Here is a 21,213-nt window from a genome sequence, read left to right as displayed (position 1 = left end):
TTTATTCCCTCATTTCCACTTACTTTTGAATCATCTCTTTTACTTTTGCCTGAATCGTCTCCACACTGGGAACTGCATATTTTTGAAGTGCCGGGCTAAAAGGAATCGGAATCTCCACTCCATCCAGCCGGGAAGCTGGGCACTTCAGGTCGTGGAAGCCTTCTTCCGCCACCGTTGCCACCCACTCCGCTCCTGCGCCGCAGGTATGATAGCTTTCATCCACTGCCAGAAATCTTCCTGTCTTTCTCACACTCTCCAGAACCAATTCCTTATCCCAAGGCTTCAAAGTCCGCAAATCCACCACTTCCGCGTGAATTCCTTCTTTCTCCAATTTAGCCGCCGCTTTCAGGCAGGTATTCACCATCAGTCCGACCGCGCAAAGCGTAATATCACTGCCCTCTTTCTTAATCTCCCCTTTTCCCAGAGGAATTGTAAACTCACCCTCCGGAACTTCTCCCTTCATTCCACCTATAGAAGTGTGATTGAAAAAGATCACAGGGTTGTCATCCCGTATCGAAGACTTCAAAAGTCCCTTCGCATCCTTTGGACAACTGGGCATTACCACTTTTACCAGAGGAATATTCATAAACATCGGGTGTACGGAGTTACTATGATGCGGACCTACACAAGGGCCAGTTCCATTCTGAACCAAATAAGTAATCGGCACTTTTGTCTGGCCGCCGAACATATAACGCATCGCGTTGGCCTGATTGGAGACCTGGTCATAGGCCAGCATCAGAAACTGTCCAAACATCAAATCTACGATCGGCCTCGAGCCAGTCGCTGCCGCTCCTACTCCCGCTCCGGCCACAGCCAGCTCTGAAATCGGTGTGTCAATCACTCTCTCTTCCCCGAACTCCTGACAAAGTCCTCTTGTGGCCGCAAAACAGCCAATTCTTACATCTTCCCCCATGAGAAACGTCGTGTCATCACGGGCCATCTCCTCAAACAAAGCCTCCTGTACGGCTCTAATATAATATTTTCTCATCTCACTCACCTCAAACCCATGTATCTGTGTACAAGTCCTCTTCTGTGGGGAATGGACTGTTCTTCGCGTACTCCACAGCTGCCTCGATCTTTTCCTGGGCAGCTCTTTCCACCTCTTCTAGCTCTTCTTTTTGTGCCAAATCATGATCTAGCAGGTATTTCTTCAGATTCTCAATGGGACAAGTCTCCATCGCGATTTTCTCCTCCTCTGGGAGACGGTAAGTCTGTCCGTCCAAAAATGCGCTCTCTCCCTCAGAGTGCCCTACTTTTCTGTGCGTCTTCGCCTCAATAAGTACCGGTCCTTCCCCATTTCTGAGCTTCTCTACCCATTCTTTTGTGGTCTCATAGACTGCCACTGCATCCATTCCATCCACGATCACTCCTGGAATTCCGTACCCCGCCGCACGGTCCGCTATATTTTCAATTCGCGTCGATCTGTTCTGAGGCGTGAACTCCCCGTAGCCGTTGTTTTCCACCAGGAAAATCACGGGCAGATTCTGTGCCGCCGCAAAGTTGATAGACTCATGGAAACTCCCCTCATTGGAAGCCCCATCTCCAAAAAACGTCACAGCGACCTGATTGGTGTGTTTTCGTTTAATCGTCAACGCTGCCCCTACTGCAATGGGGATTCCGCCACCCACGATTCCGCAAGCTCCCAGCATTCCTTTAGAAAAATCTGCCACGTGCATGGAGCCACCTTTTCCCTTGCAGTAGCCAGTACTCTTTCCGAAAAGCTCCGCCATAATTTTGTTCACGTCACCGCCTTTGGCGATCAAATGACCATGGCCACGGTGTGTGCTGACAATATAGTCATCATCATTCAGGGCCGCACACACGCCTGCACCGACTGCCTCTTCTCCAATATATAAATGGAGAAATCCAGCCAGTTGTCCCTGAGAAAAAATAGTACCTGCTTTTTCCTCGAACTTTCGAATCATAACCATACGGTTATAGATGTCCATGAATTTTTCTTTGTTCATCGTACTTCCCATTCCTTCTCGCTTCCTTTTTTTTCTTTGCTACACTGTGTTAACTTAAAAAAAATTATAGTCTATACCTTTTTCGTTTTATATGGACCATTGGCACAAAATATTTTTAACTTTTGTGCTTTTAACATATTTATGTCATTTATCTATTATTTTTCAGACAATTACAGGCGCAATCCTAACACTTATCGGTAAATACCAGACATAGCTGTACCTGAAAACAGTAATCCGGGTCTCTCAGATCATTCTCCAAAATCTCTTCACACCGTTTGATTCTGTACCGAATTGTGTTTCGATGAACAAACAGTAAATTGGCAGTCTCAATGATACTGCAATGACAGTCCAGATAAGTTTTCAGCGTTTTACGCAGCTCCAACGACATTTCATCCTGGGGATAGGCAAGACTCTTTAAAATTTGCACACAGACATCTTGGATTTGATTATCAGACAGACTTTTTAACAACTCTAAGATATTTTGAGGTTTGTAATGGTGGATATAATCGACGCCATTTTTCAGCTCTCCATTGTGGAAACTAGCCTTCGCTTTCCAATAAGAGTTACTTAACGTCTCTAACTCATATACCTCATTTCCGCAGGAGAATTCCAATTGCAATCCCATCACCTGCCATAGATACTGGTGAAGCTGCCTCATATTTTCCTCCGCCATATGTCTTCTCTCCTGCACCAAAAAGATATAGCTCCAACTGGTTGTGTCGGGAAATACTAGAACTTCTCTGTGATAAACTCCCTCCAACTGTTCTTTCAGCCACTCATAAATCAAAATATATTGTTCTTCTTTTTTCATAAATTTGGGTGTGTGAAAGCGCCTGCCCTCCATCTGAGATAGTCTTCCTATGATTACCTGATAATAAGAACACTTCTTGATTCCCAGTTCCTTTCCCTCCAACAAAAGATTCTGACTCTCCCCGGCATCCTTTTTCTTCTGTTCTGTTAAACGACACCAAAAGGATTCTCTTTGTTGTATTTCGTTATAACAGAGATAAAAATCTTTATAAAAATACATTCCAAAAATAAGTAGCACCTGTTCCAGCACAAAACTGGACACTGTATTCATCCTCTTCTCTGTCTCTAAAATCATCAGATAATGAGTGTTATAGCTGGCAGCGCGAATCGGGTAGATCGAGTAATCTCTCACCCCCTTATTTTCTTCTCCTGCCGCCGTCTCATCCTGAGCCAGCAGCTCCCCCACCATCATGGAAAAAGAATTTTCCGCCATTCTCTCCTCCTGCTTCGTGGCATTGCTAGAACCACGAAGACTCCCAAACAAATCAAAAATAAAGATTGGCTGTTTCAAAGCCATTCCTAAATTACTCAGCAGCTTATTCAAAGAAGCATTCTGCAAAACCAGATTGTAAAACCTTTTCTGTATGTTCAAAGCATACAAAAGATCCTCATTCTCGTTGTCCCATATATAAGCCAGCATGTGGTGATAGACTTCTCCCAACGTCTGATACATTGGAATCTGTAGCAGCGGAAATCCCAGTTCGTCCGCCACCTGTACCACCTGTGGTTCCAGTTCACCGATGAATCTCCCAATTTTAATCGCCATTCCCGCACAAGGAAGCTGGTTTAAACTGACTATGAGTTTACATAGCTCTCCTTGGCAGTTTTGGTACGCCATCGCAGTCGTCAGCAGCAGGGTGTGCGGCGGCACATACGCAACCACATCCGGTGTCTCTGTGGATTCCACCGTTGACACAACCCGGTCTAGGTCCGCCTTTTCATTAATTACCACCAAGTCTCTCAGTGTCTTCTCTTTCAGTAAATCTCTCAGTATCATTTCATCCATCCTTTCCCTTCTAACTGTTCACATGATGTATCTCAGACGTTGTCCGAATGGCACACTGCGCTCAAAGGTCAGACTCCTCCTATTTTCCATTTCATTTTATGAAATGAGTATGTGAATTTCATTGGATGAGACCGCCAATTAAATTTTCCTTTTTGTCTATTTTGTACAATGACTTTTACACTGTAATAGATTACACTAGAGAGAGACTTGTATAAGCGCAAGTTCACTGCTATATGAAAGAAAGGAAGAACCATCTATGAAAATCGTCTTACTGGAATCTCTGGGTATCTCCCAGGAAGTTCTCGAAAACTATGCCAATACACTTCGCTCACAAGGCCATGAATTCGCGGCCTACGAAAAAGACACCTCTCCCGCTGTACAGTTGGAGCGAGCCAAGGATGCCGACATCCTCATGATTGCCAACATGCCTCTGTCCGGTGAGGTCATTCGCGGCTGCAAAAACCTGAAATTCATTGACGTGGCCTTCACTGGTGTGGACCATGTAGACCTAGAGGCTGCAAAAGAAAGAGGGGTCGCAGTCAGCAACGCTTCCGGCTATTCCAACGAATCTGTCGCGGAACTGACACTCTGCATGATGCTTTCTCTTCTGCGCAATGTTCCCCAGGTGGAGGCAAGATGCCGCCAGGGTTCCACCAAGGACGGCCTGGTTGGACGCGAACTGAAAGGCAAAACTGTGGGAATTATCGGGGTCGGCGCCATCGGCGCAAGAACTGCTCAGCTCTGTCTCGCTTTCGGCTGCAAAGTGTTAGGATACTGCCGACACCCTGAGAAAAATCCTGTTCCGGGTGTGACCTATGTCGGTCTGGAAGAACTGCTGAAGTCCTCTGACATCGTATCCCTTCACTGCCCTCAGACACCTGAGACCATCGGTCTAATCAACCGCGAACGGCTGGCTCTGATGAAAAACACTGCGATTTTAATCAACGCCGCCAGAGGTCCGATCGTAGATTCTCAGGCATTGGCAGACGCATTGAACGAAGGACGGTTGGCTGGAGCAGGTATCGACGTCTTTGAGCAGGAACCGCCGCTCGACACCAAACACCCTCTGCTGCACAGCAAAAATGCTCTGGTGACTCCCCATGTGGCATTTGCCTCCGAAGAATCCATGGTGATGCGCGCGGAGATTGTATTTGACAACATTCAAGCTTGGCTTAATGGCAGTCAAAAAAATATCATATTATAGGATTTTAGAATGAACAAAGTGGGCAAGCCCACTTTAACTCCCCCATCCCCTCAATCTTTGAGGGCGCGTCCCACTTTGCGCGCCGCCGCAACACCGCCTTGTGGTGCACTACCTTATTGCGGCGTGCGCATCCTTAGTGGAGCGCTTATGTTATAGGAAAGGGCTTTCACGCTTCAGCGTGACAAGGTCTTTCCTATAACATAAAAAAGAATCCTGCCCCGCAGGATTCTCCGCCTGCGGCGGGTTGCGTCAGCAACATCTTCGTTTCCGCCGCAATGCGATCCTACGGAGTAAAAATGGAGAGAATGTTATGTACGAAGCCTGTCTGTGGCCGGTGAGTAACGCCGGAGTCATTTTGAAATTGGGACATCTGTCAATTGGTATTGATCTGTTCACGGAGACTGAGATTGCGCCCTACCGTGAGATGCCAAAAGAGTTATACCTTCCGCTTATGGGAAGTACAAAATCTCTGGATTTACTCTTGATTACCCACACTCACAAAGATCACTATCAAAAATCGAAAATCGAGGCCTATCTGTCTCTACATCCCCAGTGTCAATTTTACGTCCCTTCGTTTCTCCTTTCAGCTTCACAGCAGACTGCCAATGACCAAAACCAGGCAAATCGTTACTCAGATATAACAAAAAAAGTACCCAAAAAGGTACTCTCTTCCTCGTATACTAGCAGTTCCCTCACAGAACCTTTTCTTGACGTCTGTTCTTTTGGACATGGAGATACTCTTCTGCATTTTCTTTCCACAGAACATATGGGACAGTCAAAACTTGTCCATTCCAGTATACTAATACAGTGGCAGAATCACTCGATTTTTATCTCCGGGGATGCCCGCCCCAGCCATCAGCTCTATGAAACTCTGCACTACCTCACACCGCAGCTAGACGTGCTGATCGCTCCTTTCCCCTGTCTTAGCTTAAAAAGCGCCAGAAAAAACCTGAGCAGTTACTTTCTGCCCAGGCAAATATTTCTCGTCCATTTGGCAGACCCCAACCAAGATCTGGAACAATGGACACTCTCTGCGAAAAACATCTGTAAGATGGCCGATGACTCTCTGCCCTTTCCCGTTTTCTGCGAGACCTTCGGCCTCTGTCACAAGCTCTTTTGACTTCACCATTCTTCTCCCGCCATTTCAGTATTTACGAATGATACTGGCTGAACTGTTACGTTTTTACCACATCTGTGCTTCCAGCAGTCCGATAATATCCCTTCTGCACTCCTGAAAAACACCAGCTTTCTCCATTCCCGCCTCTAAGGCTTGGAGAATCTCTGCTTTCCCATACTTTATTCCTCGAAGGTTCTCTCCCAATCGGTATATATGGCTGTCTAAACTGTCAGAAAACACATTGACGTTCTCAATCCTCCCAGCCTCCACCTGAAGCTGTAACTCAAAATCTCCCCAGGAAAACCGTCTAGAAAAGGTATGCGTGAATGGAATTTTTCTGCCATACGTCCACTCCCAGGAACGGTATTTCCTTTCCAGCTCCTCAATTCTCCTTCTGGGGAGCTCTTCTTGCGTCATCCTCTGAGGACAGCAGCCATAAATCAGAGAAAACGCATAGATGAGACTTTGTTTCATATTTTCCACAGTCACATCCCGACAATAGGTCTGAAGATTTTCAATCCGGGAACGGACAGATTCCACCCCTTTGGACTTTAGCTTCTGCATATCTACATTCAAAAAACGTGCGGCCTTCTCCTTGTCCGCTGATATGAGGATGGTCCCGTGGTGATAACATTTTCCTTTCGCCTCATAAAACGCGTTGCCTGAAAATTTCTTTCCGTCCAACGTCAAATCATTTCTTCCATTTTTCTGCGCATTCAGCCCAAAGGCCCTCACAGCCCTTTGGATTACTTCCATCTGCTTACCCAAATGATAATCTTCCTTCGAAGCCAAAAACGTGAAATTTAAATTTCCCAGGTCATGGTAGACAGCACCTCCCCCTGAAAGTCGTCTCGCCAGATGTCCGCCACTTTGTTCTAACTCTTCCACCGCACACTCTTTCCAACAGTTTTGATTTCTGCCTATCACAACTGTATTTTGGTTCTGCCACAGGTACAAAATACACTTCCCAGGCGCTGCTTCTTCCAGCAGCGCCTCCTCCAAGGCCAGATTATCATATGGGTCTGTGCTGTCCGTCTCTAGGTAAACAATTCGTTCCGTCATCTTCTTCCTCCTGTCTGGCAGCCCCTATGCTCTAAGATCTACTCCTTTTCACAGCGGTACCGTATCCTATTTTTCTGTACCGCTCAGCTCTGCTGCTCCCGCCATTTTGTACCGTAGAATGGGGGTTCGGGCCGCTCTCACTTCGTCGGGCCTACCCACAACCGCAGACGCAGGCGCCTCCCGCACCATTTCCGGGGCTGTTTTCGCTTTTTCAAAAATTTCTCGAAAAGCCTCTGCCGCCTCATCCAACGTCTCTTTTCCCTCTGTCTCTGTGGGCTCCACCATAAGCGCCTCGTGGACGATCAGCGGGAAATACATCGTGGGCGGATGAATCCCGGCATCCAGCAACGCCTTTGCCACATCCATTGCGCTGATTCCCATTTTTTCTTTCATAGCAGACAAATCCATCACAAACTCATGCATACAGAGTCCACCCACAGCCATCGGGTAGCAAGCTTCCAATTTTTTCTTTAGATAATTCGCGTTTAACACGGCATTCAGAGACGATTCTTTGATCCCATCCGCCCCTAAAGACATCAGATATGCCAAAGCCTTCACGACCACCAAAAAATTACCATAAAACGTTTTCACAGAACCGACACTTTGACTGCCTCCCGCAAGACAACCCGCTGCGTTTTTCATGCCTGGCAGAAATTGAGATAGATATTCTTTGCAGCCCACAGGCCCGCTGCCAGGTCCCCCGCCCCCGTGCGGAGTAGAAAAGGTCTTATGTAGATTCAGATGGACCACATCAAATCCCATATCTCCTGGCCGGGTCCAGCCCATGATTGCATTCAGATTTGCCCCATCATAGTAATTCAAACCTCCCGCCTTTTTCACAATTTCTGTGATTTGTAGGATATTTTTGTCAAAAATGCCCATGGTATTCGGATTTGTCAGCATCAGCCCAGCCGTATCCTCACCAACAGCCTCCCTCAACTTTTCCAAATCCACACACCCCTCTGAGTCAGAGGGAATATTCACCGTCTGAAAGCCTGCCATCACTGCGCTGGCCGGATTGGTCCCATGGGCAGAATCCGGCACGAGTATCTTCGTTCTTCTAAAGTCCCCCTTACTTTCATGGTAAGCTTTGATTAAGAGTAGTCCAGTAAATTCTCCGTGAGCTCCGGCTGCCGGCTGAAAGGTCATGGCATCCATTCCAGTCAGTTCACACAGTCTCTTCTCAGCCAATTCAAACACTTCCAGACATCCCTGTGCTGTGTGCGCAGGCTGCAATGGATGTATCTGTGTAAACCTGGGCAGTGCTGCCAAAGCTTCATTTACTTTGGGATTGTATTTCATTGTACAGGAACCTAGCGGATAGAACCCGTCATTCACCCCATATGCTCTTTTTGACAGCTCTGAGTAATGGCGGCTCACCTGCTGCTCAGACACCTGTGGAAGCTTCGGAGCACAGGAGCGTACCTGCCCATCGAAATTCACCTGGCAGATCGTTTCCTGCGGCAAAATATCGGCTCCCCGTCCTTCGACACTCTTTTCAAAAATCAGTTTCATCTCAGGCACACCTCCCTTAAAATCTCTGTCAGCTGGTCCATCTCCTCTTTCGTATTCTTCTCCGTAGCACACCACAAAATTTCCCGATCAGACAATGGCAATCCTCCCAGATAGCCTTTTTCTTCCAATTTCTTCATCACTGTCCCTGTCTCCACAGGTGATACTGTGACAAATTCATGAAAAAAGGTTCCTGGATATTTTCTTCTGAATCCCAGTTCTTCCAACCGCCCGCACAGGTAATGGGCATTGGCAGCACAATGTCTCGCCGCCAACTCAATTCCCCTCGCCCCCATCACAGACAGATATACCGCTGCATGCAAAGCACAGAGCGCTTGATTCGAGCAGATATTGCTGCTGGCCTTTTCTCTTCTTATATGCTGTTCCCGGGCCTGAAGTGTCAGCACAAAAGCTCTTCTCCCCTGAGCATCCGTGGTCTCTCCAACAATTCTTCCCGGCAGCTTCCGCATCAGTTTCCCCGTCGTAGCCATAAAACCGAGATATGGGCCGCCAAAGCTCAGCGGAATTCCTAGAGGCTGCCCCTCACCAACCGCGATATCTGCCCCATACTCTACCGGAGCCTTCAGCCAGCCAAGCGCAATGGGGTTGCACCCTAGAATATACTTGGCTCCCTTGTCTTTTGTCAGCCTTCCAATCTCGCCGCACTCTTCCAGAAGTCCATAATAATTGGGATTCTGCACATAGACACAGGCCACATCATCCCCCAATCTTTTTCTCAGTTCTTCCAGATCGGTCCGTCCCTCCTGCTCTGGAATCAGTTCCACCTTCATTCCATTTCCATATCCATAGGTCTCCACCACCTGAATCACCTTGGGATCTGCCGCAGCACTGACTAAAACCCTTTTTCTTTTCCTCTCCTGACACATGGCAATCGCCTCAGCAGCCGCAGTCGCTCCGTCATACACAGACGCGTTGGACACTTCCATACCCGTGAGCTCACAGATCATCGTCTGATACTCAAAAATGGACTGCAAAATTCCCTGGCTGATCTCTGCCTGATAGGGCGTGTAGGAAGTCACAAACGTCTCTTTTTTCACCACGCTGTCCACAATAGCCGGAATATAATGGGAGTATGCTCCCGCTCCCCGAAAAATGTGTGGAAAAATCTGATTCTTCCCAGCCAGCTCTCTTAAATGGGCCGATGTCTCCATCTCACTAAGGCCCTTCGAATATTTCCAGGTTCCCTGATACCGGACTTCCTCAGGAATCTGAGAAAACACCTCCTGAGCTTTCGTCAGTCCAATTTCCTCTGCCATCGCCTGTTGTTCAGACTTTGCAGAAACCACATAGGTTCCCATACACTTCCCTCCTCTATGCTTTTGCCTCGTCTGTCTCTAAATAGGCTTCGTAGGTCTCACTGTCCATAAACTCCTCGTGTTCCTGCACTTCTGATACCTCTATCATCCACGTACCATAGGGATCCTGGTTCACCAGCTCCGGATGATCTGCCAATTCCCCATTGACCTTCACAACCACTCCGCTGACAGGAGAATATACATCTGACACCGCCTTCACAGACTCCACATCCGCAAAAACTTCCCCCGTCTGGACCTCGTCTCCTTCCTCCGGTAGATTGATAAACACCAAGTCTCCCAATGATTCCTGAGCAAAATCTGTGATTCCAATCTTTACGGTATCTCCTTCTTCTCTCACCCATTCATGGGATTTCACATACTTTAATTCCTTTGGACACTTCATAGCTTTTTCCGGCAGCAGTCTGCCTCTCCTTTCTTCTTTCCTCTTGTTCTGTCTTTCCAAGACTTTCCCATTAATTTTCACTTCTCCGATAAAACGGCAGTTTTACCACCTCCGTCTGAACACGTCTGCCACGCACCATAGCCTCTAACTGTGTCCCAGGTCTTTGATACTCCTCAGACACCAGAGCCATAGCCACAGGATAACCCAGATAGGGACAATGAGTCCCTGAGGTGGTAATCCCCACTTTATGTTCTTCAACATACAGTTCCATATTTTCCCGGACAATGCCTTTTCCGATCACCTTCAATCCCACACGGCGGCGAGCGTGGTCCTTTTTCTCTTCCAAAGCACGTTTCCCGATGAAATCCGCCTTCTGCATCTTTACAAATGTGCCAAGTCCAGCCTCAAAAGGGGTAACCTCCTCATCCATCTCATGTCCGTACAGCGGCATAGCAGCTTCCAGACGCAGAGTATCCCTGGCTCCCAGGCCGCATGGTATGATACCTTCTTCCCGTCCTGCCTCCAGCAAAAGTTTCCACAGCCTCTTTGCATCTTTCGCATCCAGGTAAAATTCATATCCGTCCTCTCCGGTATAGCCAGTCTTTGAGATCACACAAGAAATCCCTTGTATCCTGCAGTCAAACTTTGCTGTATAGTACTTCTTTGGCAGATCTTCCGCCTTGACCAATTTTCTCAGTACATTGCCTGACTTTGGCCCTTGAAGAGCGATCTGAGCCACCCGCTCCGAGATATCCTCAAAGCTCACCCTTCCAAAAGCGTGCGACTGCATCCACGCAAAATCTTTTTCTCTATTGGCCGCGTTTACCACAATCAGATAGCGGCAGGGGTGGATTTTATAGACAATCAGGTCATCCACCACCCCTCCTTCCTCAGTACACATAGGGCTGTACCGCGCCTGTCCATCACACAGATCTTTAAATTCATTGGTTAACAGATTGTTCAAATTTGCCAAGGCATCTTCACCCTCGCAGATCACCTCTCCCATATGAGACACATCAAACAGCCCGCAGTTTTCTCTCACTGCCATGTGCTCTGCAATCACTCCCTCATACTGGACCGGCAGTAGATACCCTGCAAAAGGTACGATTTTCCCTTTTGCCTCCAGATGTGCTTCATAAAGCGGCGTCTTCTTTTCCATAAAATCCTCCTTCCATCTTGCCTATAACATAAAAAAGAATCCTGCTTGCAGGATTCTCCGCCTGCGGCGGGGCACAAAGCGCCATCCTCCACTCCGCCGCAGTGCGATCTACACGGAGCGTTTATGTAATAGGAAAGGACTTTCACGCATTAGCATGACAAGGTCTTTCCTATCAAAAAAGACATTATCAAAAGTCGCATGTTTTCCATACGCTCTCAATAATGTCTCTGTCCTGTTACCTGAAAGATTTTACAGAAGGTTTCTCGCTTGTTCTGCTTTTCCCCTCTCCCCCTTCGGTGCTTGCGCTCTCCAGAGTCTCGTCCAAACCCGGTCTTTTTGCCTGAGAGTTTCCACCTTTCCCCTTCGGCGCCGTCTTTTTAGACGGTCTCTCCCGAATTCTTCTTCCGAATACAGATATCCAATTAAACACTTTATCTGTTTTCGAGTATAGCACAAATCGCAGTGCTCAGCTTTGGTCCTTCTGCACAAAAAATATCTCCTAGCTACAAACTCCTTTTTCCGTGTCAGAGGCTCTCTTTGATGGGGAATATTACCTGAGTCTCCCAATCCTGCACAGGCAGCCCGTCAAATCCATTTTTCCGATAGATTTCATAAGGGCATCCATCCAGCTGATAGCCGTTCTGACTCACCCACCTGACCAAAGCTCCGTATGCATCAGATAATCCAGAGTACGCTCCTCGATGAACAGTGGACGCACACAGACCTCCCCGCAGTATTCTGGTGGCTTTCTCCGGCTCCCGAATTTCCGCTGCCACTTCAATATCGGTCTTCTCATGGTGAAATTCCTCATCGTGATAGATTGCCAAGACTCTCCCGGCCGCAGTCGCTTGCTTCTTTACAATTTCCATAAAAACCTTTTCGAAATACTTCCCAAAATCCTCTACAGACATCTCCTGCCTGCTGCTGATAATCATCAGATCCTCCGTCCATATTTTTTCCACCTCATAGGTATCCTGATATCCCATAATATTGCTCGTCCTTTCAAAATTTTGCAGATGCCGGCCCATCTCCTCGACAGTCTTCAATCCCTCTGTGCACTGTCTCTCTAGTTCCAGCTTCTTATCTTTCAGTTTCTGATAAAGAACGTCCTTATCTTCACAGCCCAGAAAATTTTTAATCTCTGTCAGCGTGAATCCATACCTCTTCAACCTCTGAATCAGCAGCATCAACGGTAGCTGTTCCTCCGAATAATACCGATAACCAGTAAACTTGTCTGTCTGTTCCGGCTTCACAAGGCCAATCTTATCATAGTGATGCAGAGTCTTTGTACTCACCTGACAAATTTTAGAGAATTGTCCCACAGTCAACATCTCACTACCTCCTGGCTGAACTTGATTCGAATCTGTATTCAGTATAATGCCTCCCCTTAGAGGAAAGTCAAGTACCAATAAAAAAGAATCCTGCAAGCAGGATTCTCCGCCTGCGGTGGGCGCAAAGCGCTATCTTCCACTCCGCCACAGTGCGATCCATGCGGAGCGTTTTTGTTATAGGAAAGGAGGCTCACGCATTAACGTGACAAGGTCTTTCCTATGGCAGATATAAAGTGAGCAAACCCACTGTACTCCCCCATCCTCTCAATCCTTGAAGGATGCAGCTCACTTTGCGCGTCGCCGCAACATCGCTTTACGGTGAACTACTTTATTGCGGCGTGTGCATCCTGCCCGGAAGACTTTTTATTTACTAGGAAATCCAACGAATTTTCCTAATAAATAAAAAGCCCAGACACAAGATCTGGACTTTGGGCAGAGGCTCTATCGGATATCAAACTAGTCTAATTACACCGTAAAAAGACGATGTACATGCTATTGGGGTCACATCCGGCTGTCTGTCTATTCCGTCATTCCCTGGCCTCTGATACCTATTATTATATCCAATAGAAAAAACTCCGTCCATTGATAAAATCATCAAATTTTTAGACAATATTCTCTGATCTTTAGGAATACCCACAATTCTGTTTTCCTTTCGTGGACATAACCAGTTCAAGACTCGCTTGCGAGCCTTGGCACGGGATTCGGGTCGGCATTTGCCGACATTATTCATCTCCGAATTCCTGCGTATCCTCGTGGAGCGTTTATCAGATAGGGGATTGACACCTGCCGCTGATACCAATTTCTTGCTCACCGCCTATAGAGGCGGGAGTCTTCCCCACTGATAAATATGCGTCAAACTTCCTTTTCTGTCTGAACCCGCTGAAGCTGGCTTCGAAAAAACGCCTTTCTTTTCAACGCCTGATGAGGGCAGCTTTTCAGACAATCACCGCACCGCACGCAATCCAGACTATTGGGGTTCTTCCAGACCTCGATATCCATCTTACATACTTCCCGACACCTTCCGCAATTCGTACATAGCTCCTCGTTCACCTGATAGCGATAGAAGGAAATTGGATGAAAAAGCCCATAGACTGCTCCCAGAGGACACAGATATCTGCAAAACGGCCGATAGACTGCCACTGACAACAGAATCAAAAATATCAGTAAGGCAAACTTCCCCAAAAACAGTCCGCCCATCGCCGCCCGGAGCTGCGGGTTCGTGGCTCCCAGAGGTATTCCAGCCGTCAAGGTACCGCTAGGGCAGATATATTTACAGAACCACGGACTTCCCTGCCCAATGATGTCCACGGCAAACATCGGCAGTAAAACGACAAAACCAATCAGTATCGCATACCGGAGCAGCCGCAGCCCTCTCTCCCCGGGCAGTCTTTTCCATTTTCTCACAAAGGGAATTTTATAGAGTAAATCCTGTATTAAGCCAAAAGGACAAAGCCAGCCACACACAAACCGTCCGAACACAGCCCCAGTCAGCATCAAAAAGCCAACCACATAAAAGGAAAAATTCATATTTCTGCTGCCAATTACAGCCTGAAGGGAACCGATGGGGCAGGAGCCCAAGGCTCCTGGACACGAATAGCAATTTAATCCAGGCACACAATACTTCTTAAAATCTCCTGTGTAGATCTTCCCTTTGAGAAATCCTGCTGCATACCCATTCGTCAGCGCTGTAAATCCAATTTGAATCCAAGTTCTCAGCTTACCCAATTCCAATGCACTCCAGACAGACATTGATGGCCTTCATCCAAACGATCAGCAGCTCGCCTCTGACTGCTCCGATTCCCATGAACAGTAAAGCGAGCCCGGCCACTCCCCACCGCAGATAAATTCTGGTCTTTTCCTTCATTCCTCTTCTGCCTCCATCTCACTCAAAACGCCGTCTATGATTTCTTTCCACTCTTCCTTGCTGTGAGCGCTGCTGTAAATCTCACCTACCTGTCTGCCCTCACTGTCCAAAAAGATCGTCGTGGGAACATACTGCATATATCCGCCCAATTTTTCCCACAAAGGCTGATTCAAAAGTAGGTGGGTATAATCCGCCTTTGTGGCATCTATGATGACTCTCGCAGTCTCCATGTTTTCTTCGATCACCTTCTGAATTTCCTCACTCTGCTCCTGGCTGTACACATCGGAAATCAATCCAACGATCTGAAACTTCTGGGAATCATATTCCCTATTCAGCTCTCCCAAGCCCTCCATTTCCTGAATACAAGGACCGCAGAACGTCGCCCAGATATTCAGCATCGTGAGCTGGGACTTTTCGAAAATCTCCTGCGTCGCTGCCTCTTTGCTCAGTGTCTCAGCCTCAAACTCTCCCATTTGAATTGTCGCCCGCCCAGCGTCATCCGTATTCGTTTCCTCTACACTTTCCTCAGTAATCTCCTCGTTGGGAACACTCTTAGATAATTCCTTCTCTTCCTGCTGTGCAGCAGAGCCTCCACAGCCTCCCATCGCGATCAGTACCATACACAACAAACACAAAATTTTTTTCTTCATATTTTACCTCCAAACAAAAATCCCCTTCTGGGCAGACAATTTTTCTTTTTTTTGTCTCCCCAGAAGGGAATCTACTCTTTACCTCATATATGACTCTCTCAACGCCATTGGAAAATATTCTCTGTACCTTCGTTTTGACAAGTGCAGTGTTTCCAATACAGCACAGATCTTATCTGCCAGACATACAATCCATGCCTCCCTGCATGTAGGCGGAACGACTGTCAGCGGAAACATATGACGGAGTATAATATTTTTCTCCCTCTTTGTCAACTCATAGTCCTCACACGCATTGCGCATTGCCAATCTAGGGTGCCTCAGCCCATGCAGACAATGTCTCCTATCCTTTTCATGCCAGTCATAGAGAAAATAGTCATGAAGCAAGGCCCCGCGTATCAACACCATATGGTGAAGCTTCACATGTAAAGATCTCGCAATGAAGACACTCATATACGCCACTCCCACACTGTGTTCAAAGACACTGATATCTCCATGCTGGATATAAGAAGCCATCTGGAGAAATCTTCCATTTTCACACAAATTTTCGATCTCTTCACGAATCAAAATTTCATAAAATCTCAATTCTACATCTCCCATTTCTGTGCATCTCCTACTTGTAAAAGTCGCTATCTGCATCCAGTATATACTCCGTCCTTGCAAAATTCAAGTACTATTTTTCCGACTTTTTGCGCCTAAATAGAACCACTACAGCAGCCATTACAGAAAGTATCGTCAGCGCCGACCACTGTCCTATAGGAGTCTCGTCAGCAGTCTTTGCTCCGTCTGCTTTGTCAGCTTTCGTTGTGTTCACATCATTGGAATTATTTGTCACTGTCCCCGTGACGCCAGGCTTCTGTGTGGGAATCGCAGAAGAACTTATTTCCGGTTTTGCTGTCGGAGTGACTTTTGTCCGCTCATCCTGAATTTTAACCATAATTGTATCTGTCCTGTTTTGGTCCGCCGCACTGACCGCAGTCAAGGTAATCATTCCTGCTTTTTTCGCGGTAAAAAGGCTGATCTGTTGTCCGCTTGCGCTTCTTAGAGGTACCTCTCCTTGTTCCACACTGTCCAGATCGCCAGATAATTCCCAGGTGATGACATCTGTCGCGGCAATGTCGGTGGATAGTTCTGCCAAAGCCTCATAGGTTACCGTGGAATTTTCATCTGTAAGTAAAATCGTGTCCTCCCCTTGAATCTGAACGTCCATCGGATAAGTATAACAAGCATTTTCATTTCTCATTAGTACACTTTCCGCAGAGCCCATTGCCGCGAAAGTCCAACAAGAACCCATATCATACTGGTTCCTTATAGGAGTCACTGCACCGATCTGTCTTAAATCAAACTGCTCCGGTAATTCCGTAATCGGTGCCTCTTCGCTGGCAACCTCCGTCTGATGCTCCACGATCTTAGCGCCCAGAGCTCTTCCATCTTCTGTCATCCTTTGACTTTTTGATTCCGTTTCTCCTCGTTCTCCCAGAGAAAAGCCGCCGATCTGTCTTGGACAGTCGCTGACAGAGTCGCCGTTTATATTGATATTTATAGACGAGTCCACCCCTTCCGCCAAAGTACCATCTAGCTCTTCATTGTAGGTAAATGCTTTGATACACGGATTTGCTTTAAACGAGTACAAATCCTCCCAATTCTCTCCGTCCTCAGAAATCCAACTTATGCCTTCTTTACTCTCCGCCTTTGCGCTATATCCCTCCACTGGATACTCTATAGGAATTTCAAAGAAACCAGACTCCTTGCTGAATTTTATTATGATAGAAAATTCCTGCCCCTGCTTCAACGCGATCTCATTTTGAAGACGTACTGTCTTATATCCCGCGTACCTAGTGCTTCCGCTCGCCACCCTTTGACGTTCTTTACCCAATTCCACATAAATTTCATAATCCAAATTCTCTGTCATTGTAGAAAAGGATACCGCCCTTAAATTCTCCTTCCCATTCGCCGTAAACGCATTGGCCATATATAACGGCTGCTCTGACTGGATTGTGTTTACCACACCAAAAGTATCATACTGATAGATCGTATTGTAATTGTCAGCGCCTTCTTCCATAAAGTATACTGCCCCTGGATTTGCCAGAAGATTGTGGGAATAATAGGACAGATAATAGTATCCGTTTTCTCCTGCCTCTTCTCCCCAGCTGTTCTTAAAAATAAAAGCGCCGTCCCCGGGCGGAGTCGCCGGTGTGAAATTCTCCTTTGGATAATTGTCATCCCAACCCACTAAGGTAATACAGTGCCCCCCTGCACTATACTGTCCCAATTCCTCATCCGTAAGCTCTGGCACATAGATGGCAGCCTCTCTTTCATTTCTGAATTCATACGCCTCCAGATAGTAGGCATCTACACCACCATACGTATATATTGCAGATTTCACGTAATCATTGTCCAGAGCATCCTCCCTCTGAGGCAACCAGATAGCATCCTGGAGATGGTAAACCGGCGTCTGATCTATCAAAATCTCAACCTCATCTTCCGACGGCTGGAATTGGTATCCTCCCTCTTGCGTTTCTACCAGCGAATACTCAGGATATGGATTCTGTTCCTCTGTCAACGGGCCACCCCAACGAGAAAAATATGCCGTCGACATCATAAGGTGCCCTCCACTGTTCAGTCCCCCTCCCAGGTCAAACGCTACAGCCGAATCCGGATGCAGGGACTGTGTCAACAAATTTTGTTCTGAAAAATCCAAGCCTGTATTTGCGATTTTACTTAACCGAAGCACATAAGGTTGACTCGAAAATCCACCGTTCAGAGAGGATACCGTAATGTAGTAAGTGCCTTTTTTCAAATTTTGGACAATGGATTGATCTAAATTCATCTGAGATTTTTTGATTACATCGTAATCTCCATTATACAAGGCAATATCACAACACATGTCCTTATCATTTGGCTGTGTCAAGCGGATCGAAATTTTTTCCTCCTCACGCAACGTAAACCGATAGTAATCCACATCCTCAGAATCCGAGATGTAGCTCTCTGTCTTAGATGGAACTCTCAGCTTTACTGCCGTCTTCCAAGAATCATTTGGTTCCAGGTTATCCTTTCTCCACTTGGCATAAACAGTGATATCCTCTTTTGTTCCCGATGCAATCTCATCACATGGACTTTTAAATTTCTTATCCAAATACCATCCTTGGAACTGATATCCCTTTCGTGAAGGCTCTTTTAACACAATTGTATCATCATTTTCCCGGAAGCTCTCAGGATTCCCTTTGTGATTAACACCACCGTTTAACACATACGTAATCTTATAACTTTCCAGAGGAGCACAGCTTCCATCGTCTTTATAAATCAAATTCGGCAGCGCTGAGCTCTCTGCCTGAAGCCCGTTTCCAGAATAATTATTCAGATAGACTTCAGCCTGGTCTTTAGCCAGCTTTACTGCATGCGGTCCCCGCGGCAACGTGACAGTCAGCAGACCATTTTCATCGGTCGTACCGTTGTGCCCTCTATCACTGTCTATATAATAAGACATCTCCTGATTCGGAATTAGATTCCCCTGTGTATCCGTAACACGAATGTGAGCCTGATATTCCTCTGGGGAAGCGTCTTCTTCAATCTGAATACGTCCTCCCTGCACTGGGTAAGCCCCGATCACTCCCTGATCAAACACTTCCGTCAGATAGCTCTCCACAGCTTCTAATTCACCGCCAATCTCTGCCTCCAACGGCAGTTCTCCCAGCATCGTATATTCATTCCCTCCGGTCATAATAAAGTTATTAGATACCAACATGATTTCTGTCTGAGTATCGTCCTTGGACAAAGTCACCGTATCATTTCCTGTCTCATCCGGCACTTGAATAGAAGTCACTTTCTCACCTGCTCCCGCAGAAGGATTGTAACTTACCTGAAATCCTGAAATCTGCAAATAACCGCCTGAAGCGCCTCCCAATAGTGTTCCTGTACCCTGTTCCTGTCCAGTCTGATAAGACACTGAATTCTCCATAACCTGATAGAGAATTGCCGGAGTAATCTTTTTTACCATCAAAGTGTTCGAAAAAGGAAAAACTGTCACCAGATTTCCCACGGTAATCTCTCCTGCCGGAATACTCTCGCGGACTCCTCCACCATTGATCACCCCAAAGATATATTTCGTCTCTTTTCCCTGCTTTGCCAGATAGGTCTCTGCCGCCCAGGCATAGGCATCTGCCGATAAATCTCCCAGATTTGTCTCATACATCCGTGCCTCTGCAAGATCGTTCACCCAGCCTCCCCACAGGGAAGTGTCTGTGTCAGACACCTTCTGAGCCAACACCGGCTCCTGCCCTTCTTGAATCTCCTGAATTTTTCTCAGTACCTGGGCATCCGGCTCAATCTCTGATAAATCTTCCTCATACAGTGGCTCTTCCACTGCCTGGACTTCTCCGTCCTCCTCAAAACTCAAAGTCACCTTTCCAAGCTCTGTCATACCACTGCCAGTCTGTACAATCAGCACTTCATTTTCCACTGTATTTTCTTTGGTATGACTATGCCCATCTATAATCAGATCTAGCTTTCCTTGGTATTCCCCAGTCAGAGCATTTGCTAACATATCGCTAGTACAATCCACAACCGGTTCGTCTCCCATATGACAAACTGCGACAATAGCATCTACATCCTGTTCTTCCAAAGCGTCGATCTGCGCCTTCGCAGTCTCCACTTCATCTCTGAATTCCAGCTGACTGACAGCATCCGGATTCGTAGAAGTCTGAGTTCCCACAGTCAAAAGGCCAAAAAATCCAATTTTTTTCTCACCCACATCGAGGACCGCATTTTCTCCATTATTTTCTGCGGCTGTCTTATCCAAAAACAGCGGATTTCCATCTCGATACACATTTGCTGCGAGAACTGGAAACTCTGCCAAGCTGACATTCGAAAACAGTTGTTCGAGACCATAGTCAAACTCATGATTTCCCGCAGCCATCAAATCATAGCCTGCGGTATTCATAAGCTCAATCGCAGAAGTTCCCTTAGACAAAGATACTAACGGCAACCCTTGGGTACAATCCCCAGCATCTACCAAAAGAGCATTCTCCGTCTCTTTTTTCAGGGTAGCGGCTTTTGCCAGTCCCACGCTGCCCCCTTCTTCCTCTGAAAATGCACCATGAATATCGTTTGTGTGATAAATAATCACTTCATTGGTACTTTCTTTTGTACCTCCTCTTTCGTCCAAAGCCGCCTCTACTGAGAACTTATCACTTGACTTTACAGAAAAATCTTCCTGCTCATCTCCCGTATCGCTCTGCACTTCTTCCTCTTCTGTCTGAACAGTATTCTCCGTATCAAACTCGGCCTGTTTTTTATTCTCCTGCTCTACTTCTTCAAGCTCCGGAGGTTTCTCTTCATTTTGCTCAGCAAAGACACTGCATCTCGGTACAATACCACCTACAATCAGCGAAGCTGCCAAGAAGTAACAAAATAATTTCTTCTTCATATTTTCCTTTCTCCCACTTTATTCGTTCATTATGTAAGACCACATCCATCAATTCCGTGTTCTTTCATCTTAAATCAAAATGAGTAAATCAGCAACGGCTAAATATAGTTTCTTACTCGCCGTAAACAGAACAAAGTGGGCAAGCCCACTTCAGTTCCTCCATCCCCTCAATCTTGAGAGGCGCAGGCCCACTTTGCGCACCGCCGCAACACTGTTGTTACAGTTAATGATTTTATTCCTCACAGGTAGGAAAAAGTTACGGTATTGGCTTACACATTCAAATTTGCGGTGAAATTCCTCATTGCGACGTGTGCATCCTGCCCGGAGGGCTTTTTATTACATAGGGAACGAAGTTTCCTATATAATAAAAAACCCAGAGAATTCTCTCTGGGT

Annotated in this window: 16 protein-coding genes and 1 riboswitch; of the genes, 2 read left to right on the top strand and 14 right to left on the bottom strand. The window is 46.6% G+C overall.

Annotation, left to right across the window (positions count from 1 at the left end; all coding sequences use genetic code 11):
- Nucleotides 1-19: 19 nt before the first annotated feature.
- From BLHYD_RS03525 to BLHYD_RS03515, 3 genes are all read right to left on the bottom strand, one after another.
- Nucleotides 20-988: an alpha-ketoacid dehydrogenase subunit beta gene (locus BLHYD_RS03525; RefSeq protein WP_005949605.1), complete on the bottom strand. Its 969-nt coding sequence runs from the start codon at nucleotides 986-988 to the stop codon at nucleotides 20-22.
- Nucleotides 989-998: 10 nt separating this feature from the next.
- Nucleotides 999-1,979, bottom strand: a complete 981-nt coding sequence (locus tag BLHYD_RS03520) for a thiamine pyrophosphate-dependent dehydrogenase E1 component subunit alpha (protein ID WP_005949603.1) — start codon at nucleotides 1,977-1,979, stop codon at nucleotides 999-1,001.
- A 172-nt stretch (nucleotides 1,980-2,151) separates the two neighbouring features.
- Nucleotides 2,152-3,783, bottom strand: coding sequence for a PucR family transcriptional regulator (locus BLHYD_RS03515; protein WP_005949601.1), 1,632 nt, complete (start codon nucleotides 3,781-3,783; stop codon nucleotides 2,152-2,154).
- A 256-nt stretch (nucleotides 3,784-4,039) separates the two neighbouring features.
- On the opposite strand from BLHYD_RS03515, the gene BLHYD_RS03510 reads away from it, so the two are divergent.
- Together BLHYD_RS03510 and BLHYD_RS03505 are read left to right on the top strand one after the other, a co-directional pair.
- Entirely contained in the window at nucleotides 4,040-4,987 is a 948-nt protein-coding gene (locus BLHYD_RS03510) for a 2-hydroxyacid dehydrogenase (RefSeq protein ID WP_005949597.1), read from the top strand.
- 310 nt (nucleotides 4,988-5,297) lie between these two features.
- Entirely contained in the window at nucleotides 5,298-6,107 is an 810-nt protein-coding gene (locus BLHYD_RS03505) for an MBL fold metallo-hydrolase (RefSeq protein WP_005949235.1), read from the top strand.
- A 63-nt stretch (nucleotides 6,108-6,170) separates the two neighbouring features.
- Here BLHYD_RS03505 and BLHYD_RS03500 read toward each other — a convergent pair whose 3' ends face one another.
- The 11 genes from BLHYD_RS03500 to BLHYD_RS03450 form a co-directional block, all read right to left on the bottom strand.
- Complete coding sequence (locus tag BLHYD_RS03500; protein ID WP_005949234.1) at nucleotides 6,171-7,166, bottom strand: lipoate--protein ligase; 996 nt, start codon at nucleotides 7,164-7,166, stop codon at nucleotides 6,171-6,173.
- Between the two features lie 66 nt (nucleotides 7,167-7,232).
- Nucleotides 7,233-8,681, bottom strand: coding sequence for an aminomethyl-transferring glycine dehydrogenase subunit GcvPB (gene gcvPB, locus BLHYD_RS03495; RefSeq protein ID WP_005949232.1), 1,449 nt, complete (start codon nucleotides 8,679-8,681; stop codon nucleotides 7,233-7,235).
- Nucleotides 8,678-9,997, bottom strand: a complete 1,320-nt coding sequence (gcvPA, locus tag BLHYD_RS03490; protein ID WP_005949230.1) for an aminomethyl-transferring glycine dehydrogenase subunit GcvPA — start codon at nucleotides 9,995-9,997, stop codon at nucleotides 8,678-8,680. Before gcvPA ends, gcvPB begins: the two co-directional genes overlap by 4 nt.
- Before the next feature lie 13 nt (nucleotides 9,998-10,010).
- A complete protein-coding gene (gene gcvH / locus BLHYD_RS03485) occupies nucleotides 10,011-10,397 on the bottom strand; it encodes a glycine cleavage system protein GcvH (protein ID WP_021845225.1) in 387 nt (128 codons plus the stop codon).
- A gap of 70 nt (nucleotides 10,398-10,467) precedes the next feature.
- Nucleotides 10,468-11,556 (bottom strand): glycine cleavage system aminomethyltransferase GcvT, encoded by a 1,089-nt coding sequence (gene gcvT / locus BLHYD_RS03480; RefSeq protein ID WP_005949226.1) that lies wholly within the window; start codon nucleotides 11,554-11,556, stop codon nucleotides 10,468-10,470.
- Nucleotides 11,557-11,874: 318 nt separating this feature from the next.
- Nucleotides 11,875-11,960, bottom strand: a riboswitch (glycine riboswitch).
- A gap of 120 nt (nucleotides 11,961-12,080) precedes the next feature.
- Nucleotides 12,081-12,887, bottom strand: a complete 807-nt coding sequence (locus BLHYD_RS03475) for a MerR family transcriptional regulator (protein ID WP_021845227.1) — start codon at nucleotides 12,885-12,887, stop codon at nucleotides 12,081-12,083.
- 852 nt (nucleotides 12,888-13,739) lie between these two features.
- Complete coding sequence (locus BLHYD_RS03470) at nucleotides 13,740-14,636, bottom strand: 4Fe-4S binding protein (protein WP_040350638.1); 897 nt, start codon at nucleotides 14,634-14,636, stop codon at nucleotides 13,740-13,742.
- Nucleotides 14,605-14,751, bottom strand: coding sequence for a CD1871A family CXXC motif-containing protein (locus BLHYD_RS03465; protein ID WP_005949028.1), 147 nt, complete (start codon nucleotides 14,749-14,751; stop codon nucleotides 14,605-14,607). Before BLHYD_RS03465 ends, BLHYD_RS03470 begins: the two co-directional genes overlap by 32 nt.
- Nucleotides 14,748-15,401, bottom strand: coding sequence for a TlpA family protein disulfide reductase (locus BLHYD_RS03460; protein ID WP_005949026.1), 654 nt, complete (start codon nucleotides 15,399-15,401; stop codon nucleotides 14,748-14,750). Before BLHYD_RS03460 ends, BLHYD_RS03465 begins: the two co-directional genes overlap by 4 nt.
- Nucleotides 15,402-15,479: 78 nt before the next feature.
- Nucleotides 15,480-15,995: an HD domain-containing protein gene (locus BLHYD_RS03455; protein ID WP_021845229.1), complete on the bottom strand. Its 516-nt coding sequence runs from the start codon at nucleotides 15,993-15,995 to the stop codon at nucleotides 15,480-15,482.
- 73 nt (nucleotides 15,996-16,068) lie between these two features.
- Complete coding sequence (locus BLHYD_RS03450; protein WP_005949022.1) at nucleotides 16,069-20,820, bottom strand: lectin like domain-containing protein; 4,752 nt, start codon at nucleotides 20,818-20,820, stop codon at nucleotides 16,069-16,071.
- Nucleotides 20,821-21,213: the final 393 nt, after the last annotated feature.

It is taken from the genome of Blautia hydrogenotrophica DSM 10507, from assembly GCF_034356035.1.
Classification (GTDB): domain Bacteria; phylum Bacillota; class Clostridia; order Lachnospirales; family Lachnospiraceae; genus Blautia_A; species Blautia_A hydrogenotrophica.
Note: the sequence above shows the minus strand (reverse complement) of the source record. Positions and strands in the feature narration are given on the sequence as shown.

What these genes read in the sequence shown, in the direction of transcription:
- BLHYD_RS03475 (WP_021845227.1), bottom strand. Translation starts at nt 12,887, where the DNA reads ATGTTGACTGTGGGACAATTCTCTAAAATTTGTCAGGTGAGTACAAAG.
- gcvPB (WP_005949232.1), bottom strand. Translation starts at nt 8,681, where the DNA reads ATGAAACTGATTTTTGAAAAGAGTGTCGAAGGACGGGGAGCCGATATT.
- BLHYD_RS03460 (WP_005949026.1), bottom strand. Translation starts at nt 15,401, where the DNA reads ATGAAGAAAAAAATTTTGTGTTTGTTGTGTATGGTACTGATCGCGATG.
- BLHYD_RS03465 (WP_005949028.1), bottom strand. Translation starts at nt 14,751, where the DNA reads ATGAAGGAAAAGACCAGAATTTATCTGCGGTGGGGAGTGGCCGGGCTC.
- BLHYD_RS03455 (WP_021845229.1), bottom strand. Translation starts at nt 15,995, where the DNA reads ATGGGAGATGTAGAATTGAGATTTTATGAAATTTTGATTCGTGAAGAG.
- gcvH (WP_021845225.1), bottom strand. Translation starts at nt 10,397, where the DNA reads ATGAAGTGTCCAAAGGAATTAAAGTATGTGAAATCCCATGAATGGGTG.
- BLHYD_RS03525 (WP_005949605.1), bottom strand. Translation starts at nt 988, where the DNA reads ATGAGAAAATATTATATTAGAGCCGTACAGGAGGCTTTGTTTGAGGAG.
- BLHYD_RS03515 (WP_005949601.1), bottom strand. Translation starts at nt 3,783, where the DNA reads ATGGATGAAATGATACTGAGAGATTTACTGAAAGAGAAGACACTGAGA.
- BLHYD_RS03520 (WP_005949603.1), bottom strand. Translation starts at nt 1,979, where the DNA reads ATGGGAAGTACGATGAACAAAGAAAAATTCATGGACATCTATAACCGT.
- BLHYD_RS03500 (WP_005949234.1), bottom strand. Translation starts at nt 7,166, where the DNA reads ATGACGGAACGAATTGTTTACCTAGAGACGGACAGCACAGACCCATAT.
- BLHYD_RS03510 (WP_005949597.1), top strand. Translation starts at nt 4,040, where the DNA reads ATGAAAATCGTCTTACTGGAATCTCTGGGTATCTCCCAGGAAGTTCTC.
- BLHYD_RS03450 (WP_005949022.1), bottom strand. Translation starts at nt 20,820, where the DNA reads ATGAAGAAGAAATTATTTTGTTACTTCTTGGCAGCTTCGCTGATTGTA.
- BLHYD_RS03505 (WP_005949235.1), top strand. Translation starts at nt 5,298, where the DNA reads ATGTACGAAGCCTGTCTGTGGCCGGTGAGTAACGCCGGAGTCATTTTG.
- BLHYD_RS03470 (WP_040350638.1), bottom strand. Translation starts at nt 14,636, where the DNA reads ATGTCTGTCTGGAGTGCATTGGAATTGGGTAAGCTGAGAACTTGGATT.
- gcvT (WP_005949226.1), bottom strand. Translation starts at nt 11,556, where the DNA reads ATGGAAAAGAAGACGCCGCTTTATGAAGCACATCTGGAGGCAAAAGGG.
- gcvPA (WP_005949230.1), bottom strand. Translation starts at nt 9,997, where the DNA reads ATGGGAACCTATGTGGTTTCTGCAAAGTCTGAACAACAGGCGATGGCA.